Below are 17,741 nucleotides of genomic sequence, written 5' to 3' on the forward strand. Positions count from 1 at the left end.
CAGAATTACTCATATACGGCGGTTTTGATAACGCCATCGTACACCTTGGCATATTCAGACGAGAAGAAACGGAATTTAAAACGTGGTGTCCGCGCACCATCCTGGAGGAAGGCAAGACACCGCCGCTTTACGGAACCAAACATATTGGCGGGCAACCAACGTTTCGCATTGTTTCTTTTAAACAGGAAGCGAAATAAAATGAATTATCAACAGCAAGGCGCGGCTACACGCGCAATGACGAGGCGCTACCCAGACTAACCGGCAGCGCCTTCGCAGTCTTTCCAAAGATCAATTCTCGCCGGATTATGCCGTTTTGTGAAAAATCAAAAAGTACTTCAATGATCTAAGCGCTGACGGTAGAATATAGTTCTTGTTTCCGGCTGACATAATAAATAGTTTCTTGTTATTTCAAATCAGCGATTACTTTTTTCATTCGAGTATATTCATTATCGCTAATTTCGCCTTTTACATATCTTTCTTTAAGCAGCATGAGGGGACGATCCTCAAGTCTGCTTTTTTTCATAAGTAAACGAGTCACCATGTAAATCGTTATTCCAATGACAATAATGACGATGAGGGCTCCAATCCACATCATGAAACACATCATCGCCATCACAGAACTGTCCATCATCACATTATCCGTCATCGCCAACGCCCCCCTTGGTTTAGGATTGTTATTTTTTTGTCCATCTATTCGTCCATCCTGATCATCTTCCAAAGGAACTCATTGCATAAAAAAATGTGGCTTGGACAAATATTACAATGGGCTACTTTAAGAGAAACTAAGGGAGGAATAGTTTATGTCAACCACTGTAAATTCAACTATCCAGCACTGCAAATGTGTATCGACGCATAGTAACGAAGCACATTATACTTCCTTTCAAAGTAAAGAGTCAGGGGTATTCACCCCTAACTCAACTGAATGTTTTAGTTTTATGCCCTTTATTCCTTAACTCTCATCAGTCGCAAACCGTTTAACGCAACCAGGAGCGTTGCTCCCATATCGGAAAGGATAGCAATCCAAAGCGTTAACCAACCCGGGATGACGAGCAGTAAAGCAATCAATTTAATGGCCAGCGCAAAGGTAATGTTTTGCTTGATGATATTTAAAGCTTTACGGCTTAATTTGATTGCGAATGGAAGTTTCCTTAAATCGTCTCCCATTAAAGCTACATCTGCCGTTTCAAGAGCTGTATCAGTACCGGCTCCGCCCATGGCAATCCCAACCGTAGAAGCTGCGAGTGCTGGAGCATCATTGACACCATCGCCAACCATGGCGACATTGCCGTAATCGGCTCGGAGCTGTTTAATAAAGTCTAATTTATCCTGTGGCATCAGTTCGGACTGCACATCCGATACGCCAACATGTCCGGCGATCGCATTTGCGGTACCTTTGTTATCACCGGTAAGCATGATCGTTTTCTTGATCCCGAGCTGATGCAGCCTTTGAATAATTTCCTTACTGGATTCACGTACTTCATCGGCTACCGCGATCACCGCGAGAATGTCTTTGTCCGTTCCGACAACCATAGCTGTTTTTCCTTGACTTTGCAGTGTAGTCACCAGTTGTTCTTGCTCGTTACTAAAATGAGCAGTAGCTAATTCTTTAAAGAGTTTCGGATTACCAATGTAATAGATGGTCCCGTTAACCGTACCTTTAATTCCTTTACCGGTGATGGAAGAAAAGTCATCAACCACGACGTCGGAATAAGATATATGTTCCTGTTCCGCTTTCTTCATAATGGCCGAAGCTAGAGGATGCTGCGAACGGTACTCTAATGCAGTAATGATGGAAAGCAATTCTTTATCATTGGTTTTTTGGCTGAATACGTTGAAATCCGTTACAACCGGGACTCCTTTAGTGAGCGTGCCAGTTTTATCAAACGCAATAGCCTTTAAGGCACCCATTTCTTCGAGATAAATACCGCCTTTGACAAGTACGCCATGTTTCGCTGCATTTCCGATTGCAGATACAATGGAGATTGGAGTGGAAATCACGAGTGCGCAAGGACAACCAACCACAAGAACGGATAAGCCTTGATAGACCCAGGTAGCCCAACTTCCATCAAAGAAAAGTGGCGGAAGTATCGCGACTAATGCGGCAATGACCATAATGATCGGCGTGTAGTATTTCGCAAATTTATCGACAAAGGCTTGGGATGGTGCACGTTCTCCCTGTGCTTCTTCAACCAGGTGTATGATCTTCGCGATGGTCGTATCATCGACCAGTTTGGTTACTTTGACTTCAAGGAGGCCTTCTTCATTTAACGTCCCCGCAAAAACCTCATCATCCACTGTTTTGCCAACGGGAACGGACTCACCGGTGATCGCTGCCTGATTGACGGCAGAGTTGCCGCTGACCACCACACCATCCATGGCAATCTTTTGACCGGGCTTCACAATCATGATATCGCCAACGGCGATGTCATCGACATTGACCATCATTTCTTGTCCGTTCCGTCGAACGAGTGCTTCTTTCGGTGCAATGTCCATTAAGGAACGAATCGATTGTCTAGCCCGATCCATCGAGAAGCGTTCCAACGCTTCACTGATCGCAAAGAGGATAACCACAATTGCACCTTCGGCCCATTCCCCAATGATCGCAGCTCCGATTATGGCAACTGTCATGAGTGTCTTCATGTCAAATTCAAATCGCATCAAGTTTTTAAAACCGACTTTAAAGAGCGAGAATCCCCCGATCACAATAGAGGCTGCAAATAACAGAGAAGTGATTAGGTTTTCTTCCCCATTTACATACTGAGAAATATATCCAAAAACCACCAATAAGACTGCATTCAACAATGTGCTATGTTTTTTATAAAACGGTTCTTTCGCTTCTTTGATGCCCTCTGGTTTCGCTTCCCGTGCCACTTTTTCCGGGGTCACTTTTAAATTTTCAAACGCACCAGCTTTCTCCAGTTCTTCAATGGTGGCATTACCGTATATGGCGATTTTCGAAGCCCCGAAATTCACTTTCGCATCCCGAACCCCTGGAAGCTGCTTCACGTTATTTTCAAACTTCCCGGCACAGTTCGCGCAAGTAAATCCTTGAACGTTGAATACGTTTTTTTCCTCGTTCACTTCCGGTTTTGCCACCCGTACCTGTTTTTCGGGGATGACTTTAAGATTCTCAAATGCACCGGCTTTCTCCAGTTCCTCAATAGTGGTTTCACCGAAAACGGCAATTTTTGAAGCGCCAAAGTTCACTTTCGCATCTTGAACGCCCGGCAGTTGCTTGACATTATTCTCAAATTTCCCGGCACAATTCGCGCATGTAAATCCTTCAACGCGGTACACGTTTTTGTTCTCTAATGATTCAGCCACTTTATTCAACGCTAACAACCTCCTTTTGATGCTCAATGGCGAGCCTTATCATTTGTTTAAGCTGCTCATCCCCCAATGAATAAAAAACGAGCTTCCCTTCCTTCCGATAATTCGCAATGCCCATGTTCCGGAGCAGCCGTAAATGATGGGAAGCCGTCGCCATCGTGGAGCCGATAATATTGGCTACATCACAGACGCATAACTCGTCTTCATCGCACAGGGCATAAGCAACCTTTAACCGCGTATGGTCTGCAAGCACTTTAAAGATTTGCGCCATATCCTGAAAATCATTTTTGCTTAATTTTTCCCGGACTCGATTGACCTTATCCTCGTCATAACAAAAGATCTCGCATGTATCTTGGTTCTTCTTCAATTCCATCACCTCAATCTAATATTCATTTGATTATTATATTATGCTTGCGCCATTGGTTTGTCAAAGGCAAACAAAACTAAATATGAATGGGATGGCCAAGGGCAACTTCTGCCGCTTCAGCCGACAACTCCCCAAGTGTTGGATGCGCATGAATCGTGAGGGCTAAATCTTCCATGGTCGTTCCCATTTCAATCGCCAAGGCAATTTCCGGAATCAAGTCGGACGCGTTTGTGCCAACGATTTGCCCGCCAAGGATCAAACCTGTTTTCTTATCGCCTACCAGCTTGACGAATCCCTCGGACGCACTCAAAGAGAGAGCACGCGCATTTGCCGCAAACGGAAACTTACCCACCATGATGTCATATCCTTTCTCTTTGGCTTCAGGTTCACTAAGTCCTACGGAAGCAATTTCCGGATCGGAAAACACGACCGCAGGTATCCCTTTATAGTCGAAAGCACTTGGTTGGCCAGCTATGGCTTCAGCAACCACTTTTCCTTCGTATGAAGCTTTATGCGCCAGTGCAGGGCCAGGGATAATATCGCCAATCGCATAAATATGAGGAATAGACGTTCGCCCTTGTTGATCGACTTCGACCAGTCCCCGGTCTCCAATTTTTACCCCAATCCGGTCAAGACCAAGTTCGCCATCAGTATTGGGTCGGCGTCCTACTGTCACAAGAACATAATCGGCCATCACTTGTTGTTCGGTCTGATCTACCGTAAAGGTAACCGTGATTTCATCAGCCGACTGTTGGGCGGATTGAGCCATGGCGTTCGTATATACCGTAACGTCAAGGGAATCAAGATTTTTTTTGACAATCCGGGTAATTTCATTCTCGAATCCAGGCAGAATCGACGGTGAACCTTCCAAAATGGTTACGTTCGTGCCGAACTTCGCGTACATTTGGCCTAGCTCAATACCGATATAGCCACCGCCGATGACGACCATCCGCTCAGGGATTTCGGTAAGGGTGAGTGCTTCCGTGGAGGATAAAATTCGACTTCCATACGGGAATGCTTTTAATTCAATTGGGCGCGATCCGACAGCAACGATACAATCGTCAAATTGGTATCGTAGCGATTCTTGTTCATTATAAAGACGGGCTTCCCGATCATTTATGAACAGCGCCTCTCCTTTGAAGACCGAGATTTTATGCTTTTTGAGTAAGGATTGAATACCCGTTTTGAGGCGATTCACCACTTTCGACTGTTTCCACTGTTGAATCTGTGAAAAATCAATATCAACGCCTTTCGCTTTTAACCCGGATATGCCGCTTTCCAGCATTTGTTCATAACGATGCGCCGCTGATATCAGCGCTTTGGACGGCACGCAGCCGCAATTGAGACATACACCTCCGAGTTCCGATTTTTCCACCAGCAACACTTTCTTACCGAGCTGCGCGGCTCGTATAGCTGCAACATAACCCCCAGAACCACCGCCGATTACCAACAACTGAGTGTGCATGCTTGCGTCACCTACTACCATTGTGTTTCCCTCCAGTTCGTGATTTCGATTTTCGTGAACATTACCCAAACAATTTCAAGAGATACGCAAATGAATCACCATGCAGCATGATCGAAATGCCTAATGCGATAAACACCAGTGGAACAATGACACTTCCGTACTTTTCCAGAATTTTTAGAATGGCCGGGAAGCTTGCCAGCCGATACGCCAGGAAACACCATACCGCGACCATCAAAAGGAACACAATCGCAATGGATAAAAGTGACGCATTCCCCTGGGTCGTAAAATACGGGATGTATATGCCCAGGTTATCCCCCCCGTTGGCAAAGGTAATCGCAGCGACTTTACCAGTTAGTGGTCCAAACAAACGATTATTTGATGGTTGTGACTTTAGATCGCCCAATTTCTCAAGCGCTTCCTCTGCCTCATCCTCTTCCTCCTTTTTGAGGAACATTCGGATACCGAGATAAATCGGTATCAGCCCGAGAAAACCGGCCCATTCGGGTGGCAAAAATGTAAAACCGAAAGCCCCTAATAGGCTCAATATAACGAGCAATCCGAACCCAAGATATTGCCCTAGAACAACTTGTGTGTGCCGCGCTTTCTCAATCTGTGCGAAAAAGATCATCAGCACAAAAATGTCGTCAACGTTTGTCACGATGAACGTGCCAATAGCGGAAAGAATTAGTGTGAGTGACATTGCGATTTGCTCCATCCAATTGTAGATTTATATATTCTTATATCCAAATAATTATTTGATTAAACATTACAATTTAACAAAGGTTTACTCCGGCCAGCTATTTGGGGCAGAAGGCGCGCAGCTAACGTTACCGCAATACTGGTTTATTTCTTCGCTTTGTATAAAGAAAGAGTTCCGTATACTGTCATGAACCTATCCGTCTCTTTAGATTTAGCAAACCCGGCCTTATCGATAATTTGCGGTATCAGGCCATTTACATTATCTGCTGTCGTTTTAAAACCATCGAGGATTTGGATTGAAAGGAACGCAATGCGCATGAGCCGATTTTGCGCCTTTCCCCAATCCGCTATGTGAAGTTCACCTTGTGGTTTAAGTACACGAAAAATTTCTTTTAGTGTTCGGAGTTTATTTTCTAAAGTCAAATGATGAAACATTAGACTTGTAACAACACGATCAAATGAATGATCAGGGTAGGGAAGTTCAAACGACATTCCTTGATTAAATACGATGTCCATTCCCATATCCACTGCTTTTTTCTCTGCAATTTGGAGAACATTCGGATCAATATCGAGTCCGGTCACTTCTGCTTTCGGGTAAGCTTGTTTTAAAAGAAGGGTTAATGTACCGGTCCCGCATCCTAGATCAAGTACTCGCTGCCCCGAATCAACTTGAATTTGTCTAATTAATTTGTTCTTGAAGGTAGACTCCCTCATTGTCCAGCGTAATATCGGATCATAAAATGATGTAAGCCAGTGAAATCTCAGGGCTGGTATAAAATCTCTATTGTCTCGTTTACGCATCTTTCACCCTCTATCCGGCCATCTTGCCAGTAGTTTAAGCTTGGATTTTACGAAGTATGATTTTCCGATACATACCGTTAAATAAGGCAGACTCATCTTCCTCCACTCGAATATGGTTCTCGTATGGTTTTACAACTTGTTCAAAATGACGGCCAATGTCCGTCCCCATCATTGCTACGATGGGACGAAGGAATTTCTTAATTACGGGCAATTCTTGCGAGGGAGGGGCAAATTTATCGAAAATGACTATACGTCCCCCAGTTCGAGTAACCCGAATCATTTCTTGAAAACATTGATCCTGATCGGGTACGACAGATAAGATCAGATTCGCAATAACCATATCGAACGATTCCGGAGAAAAGGTCAAATCTTGCGCATCCATTTCTGTGAACGTAAAGTTTGGTGCATTATATTTTTTTCTTGCTTTATCAAGCATTTCGGATGATAAGTCGATTGCAGTAACAGAAATATCTTTGCCCATAATGAACTGCAAGTCTGCTCCCGTACCGACGCCCACAAAAAGAATTTTGCTTCTCGGCTTAATGTCGAGGTTCTCAAAAATCTTTTTCCGGGCGTTTAAAAAAGGGCCAGAATTAAAGAAATAATCATAAAAGGGAGCCCAGAACCGATAAATCACTTTGTTCCAAGAGTTATTCATAGTGGATTCTTTGCCCCCTCAACAATCAAATGTTAATTTGATTATTATAATACACCAAACCTCCCGTATATTCAAATACATATTTGAATATTCTTCGGCTTGAGGAAAATATTCATTTCGAAAATATTTTTGCTATTAAAAATAGGCTCCCCCGTCACGGGAAGCCTATTTCATTTTCTTGAGATATTGGACCAAACTAACTCGTTTTGCGAAATGCCAATTATAAATAGGGGTAGTACCAGCGAAGCTGACACCACCCGCAAAGTAGATGTAATTAAATGGGGAATTTATTGATTACCTCGTTATATTCCTGCTGGGCATCGGTGATTGCAAGCTTTGAATAGACCTCCAACGACTTGCGGCTTTCGTGACCGGAAAGTAATCCATTCATAGACTTGCCACATCTGCAGGAACAGTGGATTTGGCGAAATTGGTTGAACAAAAAAATGAACTGGTAGCCACACTTTCGACACCTGGTTCACCGGGATCAGCTTTTAGTTCCTGAAACGAAAGAAGCCCCTCGTCGACACTTGAGCCGTCCTTGTCTGAGTGAATCCAATTTGGATAAAGATGCCGCAGGCGGCTTTTCATGTGTAGCCTGGAAAAACTGTTCCTCGTATGTGTGAATTGCGGTTCTGATAAGCCGCGGCTAGGCGGTACAATTTTCATTTCCCGTCTGCGGTACACTGTCTCGACCAAATGCTCGAAGTCGTGATCGTGGAAGAGCACGTTTTTACAAAGCCAATCGATCACTTCATCGGCGTCCTGAACAGTATCTTCCCGAAACCCGAAAAACTCTCTGATTTGTGTTCGATGGTAGGTAATGGAACGTCCAGCCCAATCGTATTGTGCGTATAGTTCCGCCGGTGTTTCGATCTGCTTTGCTATGTATTGAATGACTGCTTTAGGAACTTCGAATTTGTGAGAGGGGAATCGCGCTTCATATTGGAAAAACTTAAACAGTACCGCAAACCCCAACCGGGTCTCCCTTGATTTGTTTTCCCGACTTGCTGCATTTCATTTGGAAGAAACGTAAAATGTTCGATTAACTCGTCCAACTCCCAATTTCACTTCACATAATCCCCTCCGAGAAAAGTTCCTAAAATGGTCAGAATCGGAACAAAGATATAAGATTAAGTTTATTTCCCCTATCATAAATAGGCAATAATCTAGTAAAACACTTTAAAGTTCTAATACCGAAAATAATTTCGGAACTTTAAGGAAATTATAAAAATGTCTTGACTATGTATCACGGTACAGGGTTTACAATTATGAGGGAGGTGAACCATGAGTTATCGTACAGGGGACATATCCAAATTATGTAATGTGAATAAAGAGACGCTTAGATACTATGAACGAAAAGGTCTGATTGCTGAACCTGTAAGGACAGATGCAGGGTATAGGCTTTATCCGGATGATACGGTAAAACGAATCATGTTCATTAAACGAATACAAGAGCTTGGTTTTACGTTATCTGAAATTGATAAATTGCTTGGTATCGTTGATAAAGACGATGTAAGATGTGCAGATATGCACGATTTTGTTGTTCGAAAACTTGAAGATGTTCGGTTAAAAATTAGAGACCTTAAGCGAATCGAATGTATGCTAAAAGATTTAAAAGACCGCTGTCCGGATGAAAAGGCAATACATGAATGCCCAATCATCGAAGCGTTAATTGACGAGGGAGGATAAAAATGAAAAAATTCCGAATTAACGTTCAAGGCATGACTTGCAGCGGCTGTGAGGAACACGTTGCAACCGCACTTGGAAACATTGGAGCCGTCAATATCGAGGTGAGTTTTCGTCACAATGAAGCCACGTTTGAATTGCCCGATGACATTGCGATCGAAGCCGCGCAAAAAGCCATCAACGAGGTAAATTATCAGTTCGGAGATACGGAGGTGATAGAACCTTATGATGCCCCAGTTCTCGGCAATGAGGGCGATTATGATTTTCTGATCATCGGTTCGGGTGGTGCAGCTTTTTCCGCCGCGATACAAGCGGTAGAATATGGTGCAAAAGTAGCGATCATCGAGCGAGGATCCATAGGTGGCACCTGCGTAAATTTTGGCTGTGTGCCATCTAAGACACTGCTTCGAGCTGGGGAAATCAATTTTTTAGCCAAAAGTAATCCATTCATAGGACTTGCCACATCTGCAGGAACAGTGGATTTGGCGAAATTGGTTGAACAAAAAAATGAACTGGTAGCCAAAATGCGTGAACAAAAGTATGAGCATTTGATTGGTGAGTACGGATTTGAACTCATTCGCGGAGAAGCAACATTCGTGGATGAAAAAACTATCGATGTGGGTGGACGCAAACTTACGGCGAAACGATTTTTAATTGCCACAGGAGCCTCACCATCCATTCCGGATATTCCCGGATTAAAGGACGTAGAATATTTGACTAGCACGTCACTGCTTGAGCTCAAACAATTGCCTAAAACGCTTGCCGTTATTGGCTCAGGTTATATTGCAATGGAATTGGGTCAATTATTTCATAATCTAGGGTCAGAAGTTACGCTGATGCAAAGAAGTCATCGCATATTAAAAGAGTATGACCCTGAAATTTCCGAAGCGGTAACAAAGGCAATAACGGAGCAAGGGATTCATTTAATTACCGGTGCTACGTATGATCGAATTGAAGCAAGCGACAACTTGAAACAAGTTCATTTTACCGTAAATGGCGAAAAGAAAGTCGTTGAAGTCGAGCAGCTGCTTATTGCAACCGGCAGAAAACCAAATATAGAAGCCCTTAATCTGCATGCCGCGAACGTAAATATAGGTTCCAACGGCGAGATCGTCGTCGATGATTTTTTAAACACCTCAAACCCAAGAATTTATGCTGCAGGCGATGTAACAATGGGTCCGCAATTTGTGTATGTGGCAGCGTATGAAGGTCGCATCGCGGCGGATAATGCAATAGGTGGCTTAGAGAAAAAGGTAAATCTTGAAGCTGTTCCTGGCGTTACGTTCTCTTCTCCTTCCGTTGCTACCGTAGGGCTTACGGAAGAGCAAGCCAAGGCAAATGGATATGAGGTTAAAACGTCTTTTCTTCCTTTGGATTCGGTGCCTAGAGCACTTGTGAATCGCGAAACAACCGGCGTTTTTAAATTAGTGGCTGATTCCAAGTCGTTAAAGGTGCTTGGCGTTCATATTGTCGCTGAAAATGCCGGAGAAGTGATTTACGCTGCGACACTTGTAGTCAAGTTCGGTTTAACGGTCGAGGATCTGCGAGATAGCTTAGCACCATATTTAACGATGGCTGAAGGACTAAAATTAGCAGCTCTTACCTTCAATAAGGATGTGTCTAAATTATCCTGTTGTGCTGGATAGGATTTGAAGTGTTGGTAACAACCTAGGCCACGTAAATCTGTCTCAACTAGTCGTTAGATAATGTAACCCAGTCCACTAAAGTTAGTGTTGACTGGGTTATCTTCGTTATATTTACCGCGCAAAAAAATTCACATTTAATTACATCTAATTTGCGGGTTGTGTCAGCTTCGCTTGTACTACCCCAAATAGACCGTCTCGATCCCATCTTTCTAGCTGCTACCTGATTTCCAGCTCATACTCCTTCACGCGCCGGTAAAAAGTCGGCTTCTTCATTCCGATTTGCTTCATGGCCGTGGTCGCTGTCAATGTACCGGCTTTCCACTCCTTATATGCCTGAACAAACTTGTCGTCGATCTCCTGCTTGGGCCTGCCGAACGTCACACCATCCGCCCGGGCAACCTCGATCCCTTCCGCCTGCCGCAGCCGGTTCTTCTTCCGTTCCTGTTCGGCCACATACGCCAGCAGACTTAAAAACTGATCCTCCATCACTTTCCCAAAATCACCCATTGTCTTAAACTTCCGGGAATCGAATAACGTTTCGTTATCTAGACATACGATGTCTGCTCCGATCTCCCGAGTAATATACTTCCATTCGCTAATGATCCCATCGTAGTCCCGGCCCAGCCGGTCCAGCGCATCAATATAAACCAAGTCACCTTCCCGGATCATCAGACGCATCGCCTGATAGCGTGGGCGGTCGAAGTCCTTGCCGCTCTGCTTATCGACAAAAATAAACCGATCTTCAATGCCCAGCTCCCGGAACTTGATGAGCTGCCGCTCCGGATTTTGATCTTTAGCCGACACACGGCCATATCCCAGCTTCATAATGTACTTTCTCCCCCATATTAGTCTCAAAATATCCATGTCGAATGTGAAACGTCTCTAAAATTATTTTAGGACATTTTGGGACGTAAATACAGGCATTTTTCCCGCGTATCAAAAAGCATGCTTTTTGAGATCGACCATACAAGCTTAGAATGAAAAAATACTTTGCTCAACTTGAGCTGTTGGATGTACACTAACCCTTTCTGCAAGGTGCTTGTCGCTGATTGTCCGCCATATTCGCTTAACTTCTTCATAATCGTCATAACAGCAGACTTTAAATTTTTTCCCGCTGCCGCAGCCGCAAATATTATTTCGCCCTAATTCGTTATAATTTCTGTAATGGGTTGGTCCGGTAAATAACTCCCAAGCCCTTTTATCCCGTTCATAAAAGAATATTTCCTTTTTCAACGTTGATCCGCTTACTCTGCCAGAATTATAACCTATGTAAGTGGCCGAAGGAGAACTCCATTCAAAATGAGGTAACGCTTCTAGTAACGCGGATTTTTCGTTTCCCACGCATTTTTTATACGAATTGTTGATTATGACCTTATTTATCTCCTTCACTTGTTCAAGGGTGAGCGTGTTCATAGTTTGGGGCTGAATATACCCAGGTTTACGCCCGTGATAAAAAACAATGTAGTACTGGCTGGATAACGGAACTAAGATCATTACATCCTTCAGACCCAAGTGCCTGTTGCTGATATTGCCAAATCTACTTTTAATCCGTAAAGCTACGGTGGAAATATACTGGTCGCTAATCAAAAAGTGGCTCTGCTCGCTTTTGATAATTGCGAATTCGTAAAATTCCTTAATGCTGTTACCCAAATTGTTGATATAACTCGTGTTCACTAATTTATCCAGTAGCAGCGAGACACGAATTTCTTTTTTCGAGGTTTCGTGCGCGAACTCATGCAGTAACGCACCGCTCCTATAGTAATAGATGATGATTGCACTTAGATATGCTTGTACATGCTTTTTAATAGGATCGATCATGCCTCCGCTTTCTTCATAAAGCGTAATTAAGCGCAAAGCCTCGATGATCGCAGGACCATAATCGGCTTCGACTTCCTGAAAAAATTTCTCTAATTGATTTCGAGCCAGGTATGGATGTTCATACGCAAAACGCTCCGACATGGAATTACGGTAATGAGTCTGATACGGCTCTTTATTTTTATCGACCAAGGCTTCAAAGACCTTTTCATTAGAAGAAAAATGTTTCAATACACTCTGTGGTATATAATGCTGATTTTTTACGGTATCGCTCAATTCATTCACCCGCTTTTTTAGAACTACTCTGTTTCTAAAATAACATACGGGCGATTAATGTTACAGTTTGTGGGAATATGGAAGTCAAACCGATAGACATAAAACAAAGAAATAGCACCCTCTCATATAGACAGTACTTCCCATTTTGGGTATACTAAATCCATAATCCGAAAGCATCGGTCGAAGGCAGCTCCGGGCAGAAATGTCCGGAGCTGCCTTCGTTTTATTTATCTGCCATGCTGCTTCATAAACGCTTGCCACCGTACTCTTGGCTCCCCTTTTTCATACCCCAACAGATTGTTCGTTTTTAACCGATTTTTTAGCCGGCGTAGCAGCTCCGATCGTTCGTTTCTCCTGCGAGATCCACGCGCTTCAAGTCAGCTGCAGGAGATCCATTCGACTAAAAATCCCGAACATTACAAACCGATAAATGGAGACGGATCAACGCGCCGCCCATTAACAAAGATTTCAAAGTGCAAATGCAAGCCGGTGCTTTTGCCCGTGGAACCGCATACGCCGACTACATCCCCTGCCTGAACGATATCCCCGACCTGAACGGTCGTCTGTGACATATGCGCATACGTAGTCTTAAAGCCGCCGCCGTGGTCTACCCAAACAAATAAGCCGTAGCCTTTGCTATGATCGTTTGCGTCCTGCCAACCGGCAAACACGACCTTACCGGCCTTGGAAGCCGGAATGCGTTGCCCGGCCTGACAAGCAAAATCGATGCCCTCATGAGATGCGCCCGGCTTGCCGGTCACTGGATCGATCCGGATACCGAAACCGGATGTGACTTCACCGGAAACCGGTCGTGCAAAGCCGCTTTCGGATGGTTCAATCACTTCAATAGGAATAAACCCTTCGGTCACGTAGAGTCTTGCATACATCATCACTTCCGCTACATAATCCTGACTGTGATTGTAGGCAAAAATGGCACGTTCCAGGTTGCCGGTCGCCGCGCCGTTTTTGGCCAAATAGTTCGCGGCGGAAAAGATGGAGTCTTGCAGGCTCCACATACTCGCCCGGCCGTCACGGTCTGCATCGACGCCATACCCGGCGTACCGGGCGATCATGGCCAAGTTTATCTTTTCTTCTTCGGTAAAACTCCCCCGCCCGGCACCGTAGCAAGATGGATGCGACCAACCTACCCATGTACACGGCATAAACTGCATATGTCCTTCTGCTCCGACGCTCGAAATCATGGGCTGAAGCGTAGAAAACACCGTCTCGACGCGATGATGCGCGGCCAGCAAATTCCATGGAACGCCGTACCTGGCTTCGGCGGCTTTATAAATCGGGATATATTCGGCCGGTATTTCGCGTTCCCCAACCGGTGAAATCGACCCGCCTAAAAAGCCGTACCCGATACTTCCGCCGCCCATGAACAACAGCGGAAAAAGAAACATCCCGCATAAGGCCACAACGAGCAGGATCGGAATTGCAGCGATCAGCCATCCCCATTTTTTCATTCCGGAATCGCCCCCGATCCCGGACGAATGCCGACATCATCAACCTTCCATTTCCCATCAACCAGTTTGAGCAACACCACATAAAGCAGCAAGCCATCTTCATTCTTACCGTTTATATCGGTATGGGTCACCGTTACATCCACGTTGTACCATTGCTCGTCTGCTTTCAGCTCGGCCGGTGTCCATTCGGCTGTGACATACTCGGTCTTCACGCGAGAGAGCGTTCCCCGCCGTTGAAACGATGAAAGCTGCTTGTAAAAGGAACCGGTAATATAGGGTTTGGAGCGATCCACGTAAGCGTCCGGCTGTTTGCTATCGAACGGCACATACGCTTTCAGGAAATCCGGAAGAACGGCCTGTGCGCTACTTACTGCTTCCTCGGTAATAGGTGGTGTTTTACTTGTCGTTTCCTCTGGCTCCGGCTGAGCCTCGTACTGGTGTACGTCTTGTTGTTGTTCATGGACCGCAGCCGGTTTCGTTTCTTTCGGCTGCGCGGCGCGTCTTCCGGAAAAAAATGATCCGATAAAAAGCGCGATCAGCAGCAGACCAATGATAATACTGAAACATGTTTTAGCCCGATCCGGGAGCTGTGGGGGACGCGCCATTAGCTCTCACGCTCCCCTTCGTCCTCCTCTAAGGAGGCATTCTTCGAGAGCAGTTCCGTCGCCCCGGTTCGGGGGGCAAGGTTATCCTGTGAAGTCATCGGAGCTGCTTCATGCGAAACGAACGGCATCTCCAAAGATTCCAATATGGTTGATCCTCGCGCCGTCCGGAACGAATCGGAACGGGCCTCGGGCTTGGCCTGTCTCCTGCGTTCCCCTCCCTGACGCCGGGAGTCTAATGAAACGACCGCTGGCGCTGTCGCCCTCGTTCCATGTGGAACAGCTTGGACATATTCAGGAACCGCCGAAGGTATCGCTCTCCCCTCCTGCTGCGCCGGTTGTTGCATCGTTTCTTGAACTGGTGCCGATGTACTCATGGATTGCGGCGGCGTCACTGCCGGTTGTTCCCCTGGCTTGTCCATCATGGTTGAGGAAAGACTTGTATTAGGCAGGGCGGCACGGCCCTGCTCTCGGTGAGCCGCCTCACTTGCTGTCAAATCGGGTGTAGTGATCCCATCCGGCGCAATCGGCGTGTTAGCCGCAGTCCGGGGGGCGGCATAATTCCGGCCGGGTACGGCTTGTCCGCGCCGCGCAGTCATTGCCGCCTTGCCCATACCGCCCTTAGATAGACGATAGCGAGAAGGATTTCTGCTGCCTCCCGCCCCTGCCGGAGTCATCAACATTGGCAAAGCTTCTCCGGCACCCGGCGTTTCGCTTGCCGCTGCCGCCTCTGCCGATGACTGACCGCCAGGATACCATGAGCCTGCATCAGATAAACGAGTGAGCGGCATATCGATAATATCGGGTTCTCGATCCGCTTGCTTGCTATGCGGCACGACTTGCGATCCGGGTGAAACAATTTCCGCATCGGCGTACACCGTTTCGTCCTTTTCTTTTCCTTCATCATCGTGCATCGATACATTTTCAAGCGGTTCACTTTTGTTATCGTCGCCCATCGCTCCATCTGCGGCAGCACCGGCGACCGCCGCCCCTTCCGGACCGGCAACCGCTGCACCCGCCGCTTGCGCGGCCGCCTTGGTCGCTTTACGTTTCATTTCGCGGGCGGTGTTACTCACATGATGGTCAAAGTTCGATACCTCATGGGCCACACTGCGGATTAAACTGTTTCCTTCCATGAGAATACGCATGAATCGCTTACGCAGTACAAAGATAAGCAGCAGTACAATAAATTCTACAAACGCCGTTGCGAAATAGCCGATGCTGTCCGAATTGCTGACTTCATACACGATGGCCGACATGGTGAAGACAACCAGGGCGATTACGGACACCGCGATTTTCAACAGCAGCGGCAACGCCAATTCCTCGGTGTATCGACGGAATACGCCTCCCCCGCCCGGAAACGCGGCAATCACCATATAGAACGGCGCGGCAACCGCAATCGTCAAAAACCAAAATTGAAAAAGAATGAGCAGCAATGCTAAAGCGAAAATCGGTATCGACGTAATGCCGTTGACAATCGTATACAGAACGGTGAACACCAACCTATCCGGAACCATTGAATAGGTCATCATCATATTATTTCGTTTATCTATCTCTGTCTGTTCAACATACTTTTGCCGATTCTCGCCTGGTGGAAGCTTAAGCAGCGCATTGACCCGATCCTTGCCGACCGTGCTTTCGTCATCATTGCCGTACTGCATATAGAGATAAGGCCGGTGGACGAACAGATTCCACATATTTTCGCCAAGGCCACGGGTCGAATCGCTTCCCTTCCCTTCAAACAATCCAGAAGACGCACCGATTACATGACCCGTCAGCTCGGTTGTAATATTGTTCGCGCCTTTCAGAACCGTGCCATAGTTCGTAAAAAATAACAGTGCCGCCATTAAAATAAGAACGCTTTTTGCGACGTTGCCGGTTGCCTCAAGCTGCGCCTGTTGAAAGAAATATTTATAGACGAACACCAAGCCTACGCTTACACCTATGGCGATAAGAAAATCACCGTAAAGCCCGTATTGCTCAAAATGAAAATTGGAGATGCCGGTAATTTTTTGAACGACACCTTCGATCTGTTCGATGATTCGGTTGATCACATCGAAATGATAAGCGTAGTTCAGGACCGTGAGCATCATGTTCGTCATGTACACATTGACCTTGAACAAAATGTTAACAACGAAATTCATGCCTTCATAGAATTGAGCCAGCACGGTATCCTTAATGGCATCGCCGGAAATCCAACTCCCGATGGTCTTGAATGGGTTTTTAAAGCCTCCACCGTCGTCGTCTTCACCCGGTTGCTTGCTCGTTACATCGATTTGGTAATATGCCTTGGAACCGTCGCTAGTCACCTCATGTTTGGTATCAAATAAATTATCGGATATGCCCGTACCAGTGTTTCCGGTTGCTGCACCCGCCGCCGTTACCGGCAATAAGAGGAACAGTACCATCAATACCAGGAAGGGCCGCAATCGTTTCATCAGCCCTCACCTTCTTTTACATATTTGTGAATGTAAACACCATCCTTCGGGTTCTCGACTTTTTGCTCTGCTTCTTCAGCCTCTAACTCATGTATTTTCCAAGTGCCTTGCTCTTTCTTCATTTCAAGCCACTTCTTAGCATTGCCATTGTGATTCGGCAAGTAATAAAGAACCTCGTAGTGTAATTCTCCTTTTTTGGTCGGCTCTTTTTCAAACCGATAGATACTGTAGCGTTCCCCGATCTCTTTGAATCTTCCGGGAAACGTGTGCTCATCTTTCTCTAAAATCTGATAGTGCGGTTCTTCTGGAGAGAGAATTTTCCGGAAAAGCTCGTCATCTCCATCGACTGCTGCCTGAACATATTGCAACGCTAGGTCATCGGCTGCTTTTACATCGGCCGATGGCTTGCCGCCGCTGGATGATCCGCATGCGGCCAACAGCAGTAGCGCCCCGATCAGCATTCCTATAAATAGTCCTTTTCGCATT

General features: G+C 45.7%; 16 protein-coding genes and 1 pseudogene. 3 read left to right on the top strand and 14 right to left on the bottom strand.

The genetic code is table 11. The features are described from left to right. Window positions 1–197 (top strand): hypothetical protein (locus tag B1748_RS37100; RefSeq protein WP_179215962.1); only part of this gene is annotated, 197 nt, incomplete at its 5' end. A gap of 206 nt (window positions 198–403) precedes the next feature. On the opposite strand, the gene B1748_RS33480 is transcribed toward B1748_RS37100, so the two are convergent. From B1748_RS33480 to B1748_RS33520, 8 genes and pseudogenes are all read right to left on the bottom strand, one after another. Continuing rightward, entirely contained in the window at window positions 404–646 is a 243-nt protein-coding gene (locus B1748_RS33480; protein WP_256976103.1) for an SHOCT domain-containing protein, read from the bottom strand. 296 nt (window positions 647–942) lie between these two features. Then, on the bottom strand, window positions 943–3,333 hold the full coding sequence (locus B1748_RS33485; RefSeq protein WP_087572316.1) for a heavy metal translocating P-type ATPase: 2,391 nt from the start codon (window positions 3,331–3,333) through the stop codon (window positions 943–945). Next, on the bottom strand, window positions 3,326–3,697 hold the full coding sequence (locus B1748_RS33490; RefSeq protein WP_256976104.1) for an ArsR/SmtB family transcription factor: 372 nt from the start codon (window positions 3,695–3,697) through the stop codon (window positions 3,326–3,328). The genes B1748_RS33485 and B1748_RS33490 overlap by 8 nt, the downstream gene beginning before the upstream one ends. Before the next feature lie 76 nt (window positions 3,698–3,773). After that, window positions 3,774–5,183 (bottom strand): dihydrolipoyl dehydrogenase, encoded by a 1,410-nt coding sequence (gene lpdA, locus B1748_RS33495; RefSeq protein ID WP_087572318.1) that lies wholly within the window; start codon window positions 5,181–5,183, stop codon window positions 3,774–3,776. 40 nt (window positions 5,184–5,223) lie between these two features. After that, window positions 5,224–5,862, bottom strand: a complete 639-nt coding sequence (locus B1748_RS33500) for a CadD family cadmium resistance transporter (RefSeq protein WP_087572319.1) — start codon at window positions 5,860–5,862, stop codon at window positions 5,224–5,226. Window positions 5,863–6,005: 143 nt separating this feature from the next. Beyond that, the gene (locus B1748_RS33505; protein ID WP_087572320.1) at window positions 6,006–6,662 is read right to left on the bottom strand and encodes a class I SAM-dependent methyltransferase; all 657 of its coding nucleotides are present in this window, start codon (window positions 6,660–6,662) and stop codon (window positions 6,006–6,008) included. Window positions 6,663–6,696: 34 nt separating this feature from the next. Beyond that, on the bottom strand, window positions 6,697–7,320 hold the full coding sequence (locus tag B1748_RS33510) for a class I SAM-dependent methyltransferase (RefSeq protein WP_087572321.1): 624 nt from the start codon (window positions 7,318–7,320) through the stop codon (window positions 6,697–6,699). A gap of 387 nt (window positions 7,321–7,707) precedes the next feature. After that, a pseudogene (locus B1748_RS33520) lies at window positions 7,708–8,310 on the bottom strand (DUF4158 domain-containing protein); the annotation flags it as partial. A gap of 297 nt (window positions 8,311–8,607) precedes the next feature. Between B1748_RS33520 and merR the strand changes: the two are divergent. Further along, window positions 8,608–9,012, top strand: a complete 405-nt coding sequence (gene merR, locus B1748_RS33525) for a mercury resistance transcriptional regulator MerR (protein ID WP_087572323.1) — start codon at window positions 8,608–8,610, stop codon at window positions 9,010–9,012. 2 nt (window positions 9,013–9,014) lie between these two features. Next, entirely contained in the window at window positions 9,015–10,655 is a 1,641-nt protein-coding gene (merA, locus tag B1748_RS33530) for a mercury(II) reductase (RefSeq protein WP_087572324.1), read from the top strand. A 216-nt stretch (window positions 10,656–10,871) separates the two neighbouring features. Here merA and B1748_RS33535 read toward each other — a convergent pair whose 3' ends face one another. The 6 genes from B1748_RS33535 to B1748_RS33560 form a co-directional block, all read right to left on the bottom strand. After that, window positions 10,872–11,480, bottom strand: coding sequence for a recombinase family protein (locus B1748_RS33535; RefSeq protein WP_087572325.1), 609 nt, complete (start codon window positions 11,478–11,480; stop codon window positions 10,872–10,874). A 147-nt stretch (window positions 11,481–11,627) separates the two neighbouring features. Continuing rightward, window positions 11,628–12,746: a DUF4238 domain-containing protein gene (locus tag B1748_RS33540; protein ID WP_179215963.1), complete on the bottom strand. Its 1,119-nt coding sequence runs from the start codon at window positions 12,744–12,746 to the stop codon at window positions 11,628–11,630. Window positions 12,747–13,162: 416 nt separating this feature from the next. Continuing rightward, a complete protein-coding gene (locus tag B1748_RS37865; RefSeq protein WP_087572327.1) occupies window positions 13,163–14,215 on the bottom strand; it encodes a peptidoglycan DD-metalloendopeptidase family protein in 1,053 nt (350 codons plus the stop codon). Beyond that, a complete protein-coding gene (locus B1748_RS33550) occupies window positions 14,212–14,820 on the bottom strand; it encodes a hypothetical protein (RefSeq protein ID WP_087572328.1) in 609 nt (202 codons plus the stop codon). The genes B1748_RS37865 and B1748_RS33550 overlap by 4 nt, the downstream gene beginning before the upstream one ends. Further along, window positions 14,820–17,255: a CD3337/EF1877 family mobilome membrane protein gene (locus B1748_RS33555; protein ID WP_087572329.1), complete on the bottom strand. Its 2,436-nt coding sequence runs from the start codon at window positions 17,253–17,255 to the stop codon at window positions 14,820–14,822. Before B1748_RS33555 ends, B1748_RS33550 begins: the two co-directional genes overlap by 1 nt. Next, on the bottom strand, window positions 17,255–17,740 hold the full coding sequence (locus tag B1748_RS33560) for a hypothetical protein (RefSeq protein WP_087572330.1): 486 nt from the start codon (window positions 17,738–17,740) through the stop codon (window positions 17,255–17,257). Before B1748_RS33560 ends, B1748_RS33555 begins: the two co-directional genes overlap by 1 nt. Window position 17,741: the final 1 nt, after the last annotated feature.

The sequence above is a fragment of the Paenibacillus sp. MY03 genome (assembly GCF_002165585.1).
GTDB classification, from domain to species: Bacteria; Bacillota; Bacilli; order Paenibacillales; family Paenibacillaceae; genus Pristimantibacillus; species Pristimantibacillus agaridevorans.

Bases quoted from the DNA above. Each gene is read 5' to 3' on its own strand.
- B1748_RS33480 (WP_256976103.1), bottom strand. From the start codon at position 646: ATGACGGATAATGTGATGATGGACAGTTCTGTGATGGCGATGATGTGT.
- lpdA (WP_087572318.1), bottom strand. From the start codon at position 5,183: ATGGTAGTAGGTGACGCAAGCATGCACACTCAGTTGTTGGTAATCGGC.
- B1748_RS33500 (WP_087572319.1), bottom strand. From the start codon at position 5,862: ATGTCACTCACACTAATTCTTTCCGCTATTGGCACGTTCATCGTGACA.
- B1748_RS33505 (WP_087572320.1), bottom strand. From the start codon at position 6,662: ATGCGTAAACGAGACAATAGAGATTTTATACCAGCCCTGAGATTTCAC.
- B1748_RS33510 (WP_087572321.1), bottom strand. From the start codon at position 7,320: ATGAATAACTCTTGGAACAAAGTGATTTATCGGTTCTGGGCTCCCTTT.
- merR (WP_087572323.1), top strand. From the start codon at position 8,608: ATGAGTTATCGTACAGGGGACATATCCAAATTATGTAATGTGAATAAA.
- merA (WP_087572324.1), top strand. From the start codon at position 9,015: ATGAAAAAATTCCGAATTAACGTTCAAGGCATGACTTGCAGCGGCTGT.
- B1748_RS33535 (WP_087572325.1), bottom strand. From the start codon at position 11,480: ATGAAGCTGGGATATGGCCGTGTGTCGGCTAAAGATCAAAATCCGGAG.
- B1748_RS37865 (WP_087572327.1), bottom strand. From the start codon at position 14,215: ATGAAAAAATGGGGATGGCTGATCGCTGCAATTCCGATCCTGCTCGTT.
- B1748_RS33550 (WP_087572328.1), bottom strand. From the start codon at position 14,820: ATGGCGCGTCCCCCACAGCTCCCGGATCGGGCTAAAACATGTTTCAGT.
- B1748_RS33555 (WP_087572329.1), bottom strand. From the start codon at position 17,255: ATGAAACGATTGCGGCCCTTCCTGGTATTGATGGTACTGTTCCTCTTA.
- B1748_RS33560 (WP_087572330.1), bottom strand. From the start codon at position 17,740: ATGCGAAAAGGACTATTTATAGGAATGCTGATCGGGGCGCTACTGCTG.